Annotated in this window: 10 protein-coding genes; 4 read left to right on the top strand and 6 right to left on the bottom strand. The window is 73.9% G+C overall.

Annotated elements, in window-relative coordinates; translation table 11 throughout:
• Positions 1 to 129: 129 nt before the first annotated feature.
• A complete protein-coding gene (locus ACFV2J_RS29550; protein ID WP_385092415.1) occupies positions 130 to 1,029 on the top strand; it encodes a ribokinase in 900 nt (299 codons plus the stop codon).
• A complete protein-coding gene (gene rbsD / locus ACFV2J_RS29545) occupies positions 1,026 to 1,415 on the top strand; it encodes a D-ribose pyranase (protein WP_385092412.1) in 390 nt (129 codons plus the stop codon). The genes ACFV2J_RS29550 and rbsD overlap by 4 nt, the downstream gene beginning before the upstream one ends.
• Positions 1,416 to 1,454: 39 nt before the next feature.
• Here the strand turns inward: rbsD and ACFV2J_RS29540 are convergent, their stop codons facing one another.
• From ACFV2J_RS29540 to ACFV2J_RS29530, 3 genes are all read right to left on the bottom strand, one after another.
• Positions 1,455 to 2,414, bottom strand: coding sequence for a hypothetical protein (locus tag ACFV2J_RS29540; RefSeq protein ID WP_385092409.1), 960 nt, complete (start codon positions 2,412 to 2,414; stop codon positions 1,455 to 1,457).
• Positions 2,415 to 2,592: 178 nt separating this feature from the next.
• Positions 2,593 to 3,006, bottom strand: a complete 414-nt coding sequence (locus ACFV2J_RS29535; protein WP_385092406.1) for a hypothetical protein — start codon at positions 3,004 to 3,006, stop codon at positions 2,593 to 2,595.
• Between the two features lie 279 nt (positions 3,007 to 3,285).
• A complete protein-coding gene (locus ACFV2J_RS29530) occupies positions 3,286 to 4,290 on the bottom strand; it encodes an ArsR/SmtB family transcription factor (RefSeq protein ID WP_385092403.1) in 1,005 nt (334 codons plus the stop codon).
• 352 nt (positions 4,291 to 4,642) lie between these two features.
• Between ACFV2J_RS29530 and ACFV2J_RS29525 the strand changes: the two genes are divergently transcribed.
• Positions 4,643 to 5,065 carry a DUF937 domain-containing protein gene (locus ACFV2J_RS29525; protein WP_385092400.1) on the top strand — a complete coding sequence of 141 codons (423 nt, stop codon included), beginning with the start codon at positions 4,643 to 4,645 and terminating at the stop codon, positions 5,063 to 5,065.
• Positions 5,066 to 5,161: 96 nt separating this feature from the next.
• On the opposite strand, the gene ACFV2J_RS29520 is transcribed toward ACFV2J_RS29525, so the two are convergent.
• Genes ACFV2J_RS29520 through ACFV2J_RS29510 form a run of 3 tightly spaced genes read right to left on the bottom strand, consistent with a single transcriptional unit; the run spans position 5,162 to position 8,318 of the window.
• Positions 5,162 to 5,959: a sugar phosphate isomerase/epimerase family protein gene (locus ACFV2J_RS29520; protein ID WP_385092397.1), complete on the bottom strand. Its 798-nt coding sequence runs from the start codon at positions 5,957 to 5,959 to the stop codon at positions 5,162 to 5,164.
• 59 nt (positions 5,960 to 6,018) lie between these two features.
• A complete protein-coding gene (locus ACFV2J_RS29515; RefSeq protein ID WP_385092394.1) occupies positions 6,019 to 7,170 on the bottom strand; it encodes a dihydrodipicolinate synthase family protein in 1,152 nt (383 codons plus the stop codon).
• Entirely contained in the window at positions 7,167 to 8,318 is a 1,152-nt protein-coding gene (locus ACFV2J_RS29510) for a Gfo/Idh/MocA family protein (protein WP_385092391.1), read from the bottom strand. The genes ACFV2J_RS29515 and ACFV2J_RS29510 overlap by 4 nt, the downstream gene beginning before the upstream one ends.
• Before the next feature lie 318 nt (positions 8,319 to 8,636).
• On the opposite strand from ACFV2J_RS29510, the gene ACFV2J_RS29505 reads away from it, so the two are divergent.
• On the top strand, positions 8,637 to 9,686 hold the full coding sequence (locus tag ACFV2J_RS29505; RefSeq protein WP_385092388.1) for a LacI family DNA-binding transcriptional regulator: 1,050 nt from the start codon (positions 8,637 to 8,639) through the stop codon (positions 9,684 to 9,686).
• Positions 9,687 to 10,319: the final 633 nt, after the last annotated feature.

Here is a 10,319-nt window from a genome sequence, read left to right as displayed (position 1 = left end):
TGTTTGGGGGCCCCCCCCACATACGGGGGGGGGTTACCCGGGGTGCGCGGGGGGGGGGGGGGGGGGGCGGGCGGGCCCCCGCCCCCCCCGCCCGCCCCGATTCACCTCACCTATACAGGGAGACAGTTCATGTACGACTACGACCTGCTGGTCGTGGGATCGGCCAACGCCGACCTGGTGATCGGGGTCGAGCGCCGGCCCGCGGCCGGCGAGACGGTCCTCGGCTCCGACCTCGTCGTCCACCCGGGCGGCAAGGGCGCCAACCAGTCGGTCGCCGCCGCCCGTCTCGGGGCCCGTACGGCCCTGCTGGCCCGGGTCGGCGACGACGCGCACGGCCGGCTGCTGCTCGACTCGCAGCGGGCCGCCGGCGTCGCCACCGCGGGCGTGCTCGTCGGCGGGGCGCCCACCGGCGTCGCGCTGATCACGGTGGACCCGTCCGGGGACAACAGCATCGTGGTCTCACCGGGGGCGAACGGCCGGCTGACGCCGGAGGACGTCCGCGCGGCCGCGGATCTCGTACGCGCCTCCCGGGTGGTCTCGGCACAGCTGGAGATCCCCCTGGAGACCGTCGTGGAGACCGTACGGACCCTCGCGCCCGGCAGCCGTTTCGTGCTGAACCCGTCGCCGCCCCGGCCGCTGCCCGCCGAGGTGCTGGCGGCCTGCGACCCGCTGATCGTGAACGAGCACGAGGCCCGGGTGGTGCTGGGCGACGGGGCGGGCCCGGAGCCCGAGGACTGGGCGGCTGCGCTGCTGGCCCTGGGCCCGCGCTCGGTGGTCGTCACCCTGGGCGCGCGGGGCGCGCTGGTGGCGGACGCGCACGGAGCCGCGCGGGTGCCGTCCGTGCGGGTGGAGACCGTGGACACGACGGGCGCGGGGGACTCGTTCACCGCGGCGCTGGCCTGGCGGCTGGGGCTCGGCGAGCCGCTGTCCGTGGCCGCCGCGTACGCGGCCCGGGTGGGCGCCGTCGCCGTCACCCGGCCCGGTGCCCAGGAGTCCTTCCCGACCGCCGAGGAGGTCGAGTCGCTGTGAAGAGGGCCGGAATTCTGAACCGCCATCTCGCGGGCGCCCTGGCCGAACTGGGCCATGGGCACGGGGTGCTGGTGTGCGACGCGGGCATGCCGATACCGGAGGGGCCGCGCGTCGTGGACCTGGCCTTCCGCGCCGGGGTGCCGTCGTTCGCGGAGGTGCTCGACGGGCTGCTGGCGGAGCTGGTGGTGGAGGGCGCCACCGCGGCACGCGAGGTCCACGGGGCGAACCCGGAGGCCTCCGCACTGCTGACCGCCCGCTTCCCCACCCTGGAACTGGTCCCGCACGAGGAGCTGAAGTCGCTGTCGGCGAGCGCGCGGCTGATCGTCCGCACGGGGGAGGCACGGCCGTACGCGAACGTGCTGCTGCGGTGCGGGGTGTTCTTCTAGACACCGGTGCCGGACGCGGCGTGGTGCCGGACAGGTCGGCTAAGGAGCCGGGAAGACCAGCCGCAGGCCGTGCTCCCGCGCGGCCCGGTGCAGTGCCGGGACGAGGGTCGCGCGCAGGGTGCGGACCTCGGCGGCGTGGTCGGCGAGGAAACGGGCGCGCAGTCGCAGACGGGCCGGTTCGCGGACGGCCTCGACGGGGCGCATGCAGTCGGCGTACGCGCCGCCGAGGGCGCGTTCGACGGCGGGCAGCCGGTCGGGGGCGGCGGTCTGTTCCTGGGTGTCGGCGAGCGCGAAGAAGCCGTTCTCGTCACGGACCCGGATCCCGTGCCCGGCCAGACAGCCGGGCAGGGTGCGCAGGGCCCCCAGCACGGCGGGATCGCGGCGCAGGGGGACGAGGGTGTCGAACCACCGGCCCTGGAGAGCGGCGTAGGTGTCGCGCAGCGCGCCGGCGGCGGCCGTACCCTCGGTGACGCAACGGCGCACGGCGGCCGAACCGCCGGAACCAGCACCGGAAGCACCACCTTCACCGCTCGCGCTCGCACCGGACGCACCGGTGGCGGTCGTCACCGGTCCGAGCACGGCGGCGGGTACCGCGGCGCTCTCGCTCATCCCGTGCCGGGCGACGAAATCCAGGTCGGGGAGCTCGTAGTAGCGGATGAACGTGAGCGGGGCCCGCGCGGGCAGAGCGGTCCCGTGGCCCCGCGCGCACGACGCGGCGACGGCACGCGCCTCCTGCCGTACGAAGACGTCCAGCCCCTGGGTCCAGCGGGTCTCGGCGCCGGTCGCGGGCAGAACCATGCGGACCGGGTCGTCCGGCAGAGCGGCGCTGAGACGAGCGGCGGACACGCGGGCCGCCGGGGCCGGGGCCGACGGCGGGGCGGGGTCGGCCGAGCAGGCCGCGGTGAGCAGAGCGGCGACGGCCAGGACCACGCCTCCGACCGGGAACCGGCGCCTGTCGGCCGTGCCGACCGTGTCAGCCGTGTCAGCCCAACGGACCATCCGAATCACTCCCCCCGCCTCCCCATCTCCTCCGCGATCCCCATGTCCCGTCCCCGGCCCCGGCCCCCGTCGGCCCCGTGCCCCGTCGGCCTCGTGCCCCTGGCGGGGATGCCGTCGGCCCGCGCCGATGGCACCCCCGCGCGACAGGGGAATCGGGTCGGCGAGCGTGCCGCCCCGGTCAGTGCGTGATCTTGACGGAGTCGCCGCCGTCGAGCTGGCTCGCCACCGTGAACGGGGTGTTGTCGTTCACGTCGGTGCACAGCCAGTAGGTGGAGTCGTTGACGCTGTGGCTGCCGTCGGAGGCCCAGACGTAGCCCTTGCTGCACGTGTGCCAGACGCCGCCGGAGTTGCGCAGCCGGCCGGCGTAGTAGTCCCCGTACGGGGAGGTCGAGTCGTCCGAGTAGGTGAGGTTGAGGTCGCCGCAGCTGCTGCTGGCGGACTTGTTGCGGATGGTTCCGACGCCTTCGTTGCCCCCGGTGGTGAGCGTCGAGGTCACACAGGCCTGTGGGGCGGCGGAGGCCGCGGGAGCGAGCGTCAGACAGGTCGCGGCGGAGACGAGCGCGAGCGCGCCGGCGGCGATGGCTCTGTTCATGCTTCCCCTTTTCGGTCTTCCGGTCTTCCGGTCTTCGGTCGTGCCGTCGCTCGTGCACACGACCGTGGGTCCGGACGGACAGTGGCTGCCGCGTCCGGGGTGCACGCCGCAGACGCTCGCAGAGCCGGCCCGTGCGGACCACGACCTTCGACCGGGCTCGAAAGTGCCCGGCCCGGCGGCGGAGTCCCTTGCTCCGGCGGTGACCGAGCGCCTGGTGTGGCCGGTGGGACGGTCCGGGGTGCGTTTCGCCTGCCGCGGACCGTGGGTCATGACCGGAACTCAGTGCGGGACCGACGCGCCTCCCGGGGCCACCGGTGTCCGGCGGAGCAACGACGCCCCCAGCGGCGTGAGGGTGTGCAGCACGGTGTTGTGCCACCGCCTGCTGGCGATCAGACCCGCGTCGCGCAGCACCGTGGTGTGGTGCGTGGCGGTGGAGGGCGAGACCCCGAGGAAGCGAGCCAGCTCCGAGGTGGTGGCGCCCAGGGCCAGGGACCGCAGGGCGGCGGCGCGGGTCCCGCCCAGCAGCGCGGCGAGGGGGGCGTCGGCGGCCGGTCCGGCGGCGGGCGGCCGGGAGGTGTGCAGGGGGTAGATCAGCACCGGCCGCAAGGTGTCGTCGGCCATCGAGATCGGCGACTGCCAGCAGAAGTACGACGGGACCAGACGCAGCCCGCGGCCGCCGAGATACAGATCGCGGTCCTCCACGTAGTCGACGTGGAGGACCGGTGGGTGCCAGCGCATCACCGGCGACAGACCGGCGAGCAGCCCGTCGATGCCGGTGTCGAGGATCTGGCGGGCCCGCAGTGCGCGCTCCCCGGCGATCCCCGCGCAGATGCGGTCGTGGTGGGGCGCGATGACCGCTTCGTGATAGGCGCGCAGAGCCTTGACGAGCTCCTCGCGGGTGCCGCGTTCGACCAGCCGGGGTGCCCAGGACGGGGCTCCGCTGAGCCGGTCGAGCAGGCCCACCTCGTGGGCGACGCGGTCGGGCGGGGTGTCGACGATCGCCGCCAGTCCCCGGTCCAGCCCGTCGACGGCCTCGTAAGGGGTGAGGAAGTCGGGGAGGTACAGCGCGCGGGGCAGGACCGGGACGAGCAGCCGGCGGACCGCCGCACCGAGTCCGGTGCCCGCCAGGGTGTCCCGGGTGGTGCGGTACCAGTCGGCGTACGCCCAGCGCCCGCGCGTGGTCTGGAGTCTGTGCAGGCTACAGGTGATCTCCCAGAGCGGGTCGGGGGCGCCCGCCACCCGGATACGGGTGAAGTCCTCGGGCGTGAAGTGGATGCGCAGCACGGGATCCGCCCCCCGAATCGACCGTCGTCCGGCTCAGGGAGCAGCGTGGGCGTCCGCCGTCACGCGGGCAACGCCGGATTCGGCCGCTCCCCGTGGGTCACGGCCCGTGCACCGGTCCCGGCCATGAGCGGAGGCGGGGACCCGAGCGGAGGCCGGAATGCTTCGAGGGGGCCCGGTCCGTCGACCAGGCCCCCTCGCGTTCCCCTCCGCGTCAGAACCCCCGCGATCCCCCCGGATCCCCCTCCAGAAGTCCTGACTCAAGGTACGACCCAGCAGGTGCGGGAAGGGTTGTACGGACTTCCGGAATTTTTTCGGCGTGCCGACCGACCGGGGTGCACGTAGCGTTTGCGGCATGAACGAGGAGCCACTCCAGCAGGACGTGCTCGACGCGCTCGACGACGCCGGGCTCCAGGAGATCGCGGGTCTGCTCGGCACGGACGCGGCCGGAGCGCGCGAGGTCGTCGGCACGACGGTTTCGGAATTCTCGGGAGGTCTCCAGGACCGCGCGGTCACCGATCCCGGTGAGGTCCAGCAGGCCTACGCGGAGGCGCAGGAGACCCCGCTGAGCGGTGTGTCCACCTTGGGCGGCCTGGGCGGCATGGGTACCGGCGGCCTGATGGGCGGCCTGCTCGCCCGCATCAGCAGGCCGGTCGCGAACGCCGTCGCCAGGAAGACGGGGCTGCCTCCGGCGACGGTGGCCCGGGTGATCGACGTGGTGATCCCGGTGCTGCTGTCGGTCCTGACCAAGCGGGCCGCCCGCGGCACGCGGAAGTAACCCCCGCGCCCTCCCGTGACGGGCGTGGAACACCGGCCCGGCACGCCCCCGCTCACCACCGGCAGCCCACCACCGCTACCCGCTACCCGCTACCCGCTACCCGGCATGCTCCACGAACCGCGCCACCGTCTCCGCCAGCACCTCCCGCCCGTCACGGGCCCAGAGAACGTCGTTGAACAGCTCGACCTCGATGGGTCCGGCGTAGCCCGCCGCCTCGACGTACCCCCGCCACTCCCGCATGTCGACGGCCCCGTCGCCGATCTGGCCGCGGCCGTTGAGGACGCCCTCGGGCAACGGGGTGGTCCAGTCGGCGAGTTGGAAGCTGTGGATACGTCCGGACGCCCCGGCGCGGGCGATCTGGGCGGGGGCGGTGTCGTCCCACCAGACGTGGTAGGTGTCGACGGTGACGCCCACCTGGTCGGCGGGGAAACGTTCCGCGAGGTCCAGGGCCTGGGCGAGGGTGGAGACGACACAGCGGTCGGCGGCGTACATCGGGTGGAGGGGTTCGACGGCCAGCCGTACACCGCGCCCGGCGGCGTACGGGCCCAGTTCCGCCAGCGCGTCGGCGATGCGTTCACGCGCGCCGCGCAGGTCCTTCGACCCGGCCGGCAGACCGCCGGAGACCAGGACCAGCGTGTCGGTGCCGAGCGTCGCGGCCTCGTCGACCGCCGCGCGGTTGTCGTCCAGGGCGCGGGCCCGCTCGGCCGGCTCGACCGCCGTGAGGAATCCGCCGCGGCACAGTGTCGTCACCGACAGCCCCGCGTCCCGCATGAGCCGGGCGGTGGCCTCGATGCCGTAGGACCGGACCGGCTCCCGCCAGAGCCCCACGCCCGGGACGCCCGACTCGACGCAGGCGGTGACCAGTTCGGGCATCGTGAGCTGTCTGACGGTCATCTGGTTGATGCTGAACCGTGCGAGGGCGTCGCTCGCCGGGGCCGCCGGACCGGCCGCGCTCACTGGTCCACCCCGTACACCGCGAGCAGGCTCTTCATCCGGGTCTCCGCCAGGACCGGGTCCGGGAACAGCCCCAGCCCGTCGGCGAGTTCGTACGCCCGCCCGAGGTGCGGGAGCGAACGGGCCGACTGGAGGCCGCCCACCATCGTGAAGTGCGTCTGGTGCCCGGCGAGCCACGCCAGGAAGACAACTCCCGTCTTGTAGAAGCGGGTCGGCGCCCGGAAGAGGTGACGGGACAGCTCGACGGTGGGATCGAGCAGCGCGCGGAAGCCCTTCACGTCCCCCGTGTCGAGCACCCGCACCGCCTCGGCCGCCAGCGGTCCCAGCGGGTCGAAGATGCCCAACAGGGCGTGACTGAAGCCCTGTTCGTCACCCGCGATCAACTCGGGGTAGTGGAAGTCGTCGCCCGTGTAGCAGCGGACCCCGGGCGGGAGCCTGCGGCGCAGGCCGACCTCGCGCCGGGCGTCGAGGAGGGAGACCTTGATGCCGTCGACCTTGTCGGGACGTGCCGCGATCACCTCCAGGAAGACGTCCGTCGCCGCGTCCAGGTCACCGGACCCCCAGTAGCCCTCCAGCGCCGGGTCGAACATCGGGCCCAGCCAGTGCAGGACCACCGGCCGGGAGGCCTGGCGCAGGAGATGCCCGTAGACGTCGAGGTAGTCCTCGGGACCCCGCGCGGCGGCGGTCAGGGCCCGCGAGGCCATCAGGACGGCCTGCGCGCCGGTCTCCTCGACGAGCGCGAGCTGCTCCTCGTACGCGGCGCGGACCTCCGCGAGGGAGCCGGCGGTGATCTGGTCGGTGCCCACTCCGCACACGATGCGGCCGCCGGCCGCCTTCGCCTCCGCGGCCGACCGGCGGACGAGTTCGGCGGCGCCCGCCCAGTCGAGGCCCATCCCGCGCTGCGCGGTGTCCATGGCCTCGGCGACCCCGAGGCCGTGGGACCACAGATGGCGGCGGAAGGCGAGGGTGGCGTCCCAGTCGACGGCGGCGGGCGAGTCGGGCGACACGTCGGCGTACGGGTCGGCGACGACGTGCGCCGCCGAGAAGACCGTACGGGAGGTGAGGGGCGCCCCGGTGGTGAGGGCGAGGGGCTCGGCGCGCGGCTCGTACCGTCTCACCCCGCCCGTCGGGTCGGGCAGCCGGACGGTCACAGCGAGATCTCCGGTACGTCGAGACGGCGGCCCTCGGCCGAGGACTTCAGGCCGAGTTCGGCGAGCTGGACGCCGCGGGCGCCGGCGAGGAGGTCCCAGTGGTAGGGCGCGTCGGCGTAGACGTGCCGCAGGAACAGCTCCCACTGGGCCTTGAAACCGTTGTCGAACTCGGCGTTGTCGGGGACCTCCTGCCATTGGTCGCGGAAGGAGTAGGCGGCCGGGATGTCGGGGTTCCAGACCGGCTTGGGAGTGGCGGACCGGTGCTGGACACGGCAGTTGCGCAACCCGGCGACGGCCGAGCCCTCGGTCCCGTCGACCTGGAACTCGACCAGTTCGTCACGGTTGACGCGCACGGCCCATGAGGAGTTGATCTGGGCGACGGCGCCGCCCTCCAGCTCGAAGACGCCGTACGCCGCGTCGTCGGCCGTGGCGTCGTACGGCTTGCCCTGCTCGTCCCACCGCTGCGGGACGTGGGTGGCGGTGAGCGCCTGGACGGAGGTGACCCGGCCGAAGAGCTCGTGCAGGACGTACTCCCAGTGCGGGAACATGTCGACGACGATGCCGCCGCCGTCCTCGGCGCGGTAGTTCCAGGAGGGGCGCTGGGCGGGCTGCCAGTCGCCCTCGAAGACCCAGTAGCCGAACTCCCCCCGCACGGACAGGATCCGCCCGAAGAATCCGCCGTCGATCAGGCGCTTGAGCTTCAGCAGCCCCGGGAGGAAGAGCTTGTCCTGCACGACCCCGTGCTTGACGCCCTTCGCGTGGGCGAGCCGGGCCAGTTCCAGGGCGCCGTCCAGGCCGGTGGCGGTCGGCTTCTCGGTGTAGACGTGCTTCCCGGCCGCGATGGCCTTCCGGAGGGCCTCCTCGCGGGCGGAGGTGACCTGCGCGTCGAAGTAGAGGTCGACGCCCGGGTCGGCGAGGACCGCGTCCACGTCCGTCGACCAGTGCTCCAGCCCGTGCCGCTCGGCGAGCGCCTTCAGGGCCTGCTCGCGGCGGCCGACGAGGACCGGCTCGGGCCACAGCGTCGTGCCGTCGCCCAGATCCAGTCCGCCCTGGTCGCGCAGGGCGAGGATCGAGCGGACGAGATGCTGGCGGTGGCCCATGCGTCCCGTCACGCCGTTCATGGCGATACGCACCGTCTTGCGTGTCACGTCTTCCCCTTCGTACGCGGGTTCCGCGCCGCGTACGCCCCACTGACGAGCGTGACAGCAAGCGCTTTCTATTCAAGGGAGAAGCTAGCCTCTGTCCAGCCGATCGGACAAGACCACGCGCGTGGCGAGATGTTCGACCGGCCGGACGTCTGGACTTGAGGGCGCGGGCACGATCGGATGGACCCGCACGTGGCGGGCGTACACGGGTGCGGGGGGGGGTGTGCGCGACGCATGGCCGTGCGCCTCAGCGCCCCGACTCCTCGCACCCGCCCGTGTGCGGCACGACGACCACGAGACGCGCGACCGGAGGACGACGAGATGACCGTGACCCTGGCGGACGTGGCGGCACGGGCGCAGGTCTCGCCCGCGACCGTGTCCCGGGTGCTGAACGGGAACTATCCCGTCGCGGCGTCCACGCGCGAGCGGGTGCTGCGCGCGGTGGACGAACTGGACTACGTCCTGAACGGACCCGCCAGCTCGCTGGCCGCGGCCACCTCCGACCTGGTCGGCATCCTGGTCAACGACATCGCGGACCCGTTCTTCGGGATCATGGCGGCCGCGATCCAGTCGGAGATCGGGGGCCCCGGGGGGCGTGCGGGCGGGGAGCGGCTCGGGGTGGTGTGCAACACCGGCGGCGTCGCGGAGCGCGAGCTGACGTACCTCACGCTGCTTCAGCGGCAGCGCGCCGCGGCGGTCGTACTGACCGGCGGCGCCGTCGAGGACGCGCCGCACGCGGCGGCGGTCGCGGCGAAACTGCGCAAGCTCGGGGAGGCGGGGACCCGGGTGGTGCTGTGCGGACGTCCGCCCGCGCCGGACGCCCCCGAGGCGATCGCGCTCACCTTCGACAACCGGGGTGGCGGACGGCAGCTCACCGAGCATCTGATCGGACTCGGGCACCGGCGGATGGGGTACATCGCCGGACCCGAGGAGCGGACGACGACCCGGCACCGGCTGGAGGGGCACCGGGCCGCGCTCGCCGCGCACGGGATCGAGGACGATCCGCGGTGGACCGTGCACGGACGCTACGACCGGCGCTCCGGGTACGAGGCGACGATCGAACTCCTGCGCAGGGAGCCGGGGCTGACGGCTGTCGTCGCCGCGAACGACACCGTGGCGCTCGGCGCGTGTGCGGCGCTGCGTGACGCGGGGTTGCGCATCCCGGACGACGTGTCCGTCGCCGGGTTCGACGATCTGCCGTTCAGCATCGACGCGGTGCCGGCGCTGACGACGGTGCGGTTGCCGTTGTCGGAGGCGGGGGCCCGGGCGGGGCGGGTCGCCATGGGCCGTGAGGATGCGCCGCCCGGGGGGATCGCCACGGTGCGGGGGGAGTTGATGGTACGGGGGTCCTCCGGGGTTCCCAAGGGCTGAGGTCGCCGCCCTCTTGCCGGGCTGCGGCCCGCCCCCCATGTTTCTCGCCCCTACCCGGCGCGTCCCTGGGGGCTCCGCCCCCAGACCCCCGCCAAGGGGCTGCGCCCCCTGGACCCCCCCCCATCGCCCGAAGGGCTCGTCCTCAAACGCCGGACGGGCTGGATATGCGGGCCCGCACTGGAAAGGTGCGGCCGGAGCCGGAAGGCTGCGGCCGGCACACAAGTCGCCCGAAAGGCTCGTCCTCAAACGCCGGACGGGCTGAGGGTGCCCGCCCGCGCTGGAAGGGTGCGGTCGGACCCGGAAGGCTGCGGTCGGCGCACAAGTCGCCCGAAGGGCTCGTCCTCAAGCGCCGGACGGGCTGGATATGCGGGCCGGCGCCGGAAGGGTGCCGATCCGCACCGGAAGGGTGCGGCCGGCACACGAGCCGCCCGAAGGGCTCACCCCCGTACCGACCCGCACCCACCACACCAGCCCACCCGCACCTCCCCGCCTCCGCCCCCCACACGTCGCAGCGCCGCTGCCACGCGAGGGGCCGTGACGGTGTGTCGCAGGCCGTCGCTTACGTTCGGATCGAGCAGCGGCTCGCATGCCCGGCCGACGTCTGATCCAGCGGCGACGGCCTCGACACACCGG

Source organism: Streptomyces sp. NPDC059668, assembly GCF_042734135.1.
In the GTDB taxonomy this organism is placed as follows: domain Bacteria; phylum Actinomycetota; class Actinomycetes; order Streptomycetales; family Streptomycetaceae; genus Streptomyces.
The sequence above is the reverse complement of the archived record's forward strand: the minus strand, read 5'-3'. Positions and strand labels throughout refer to the sequence as shown.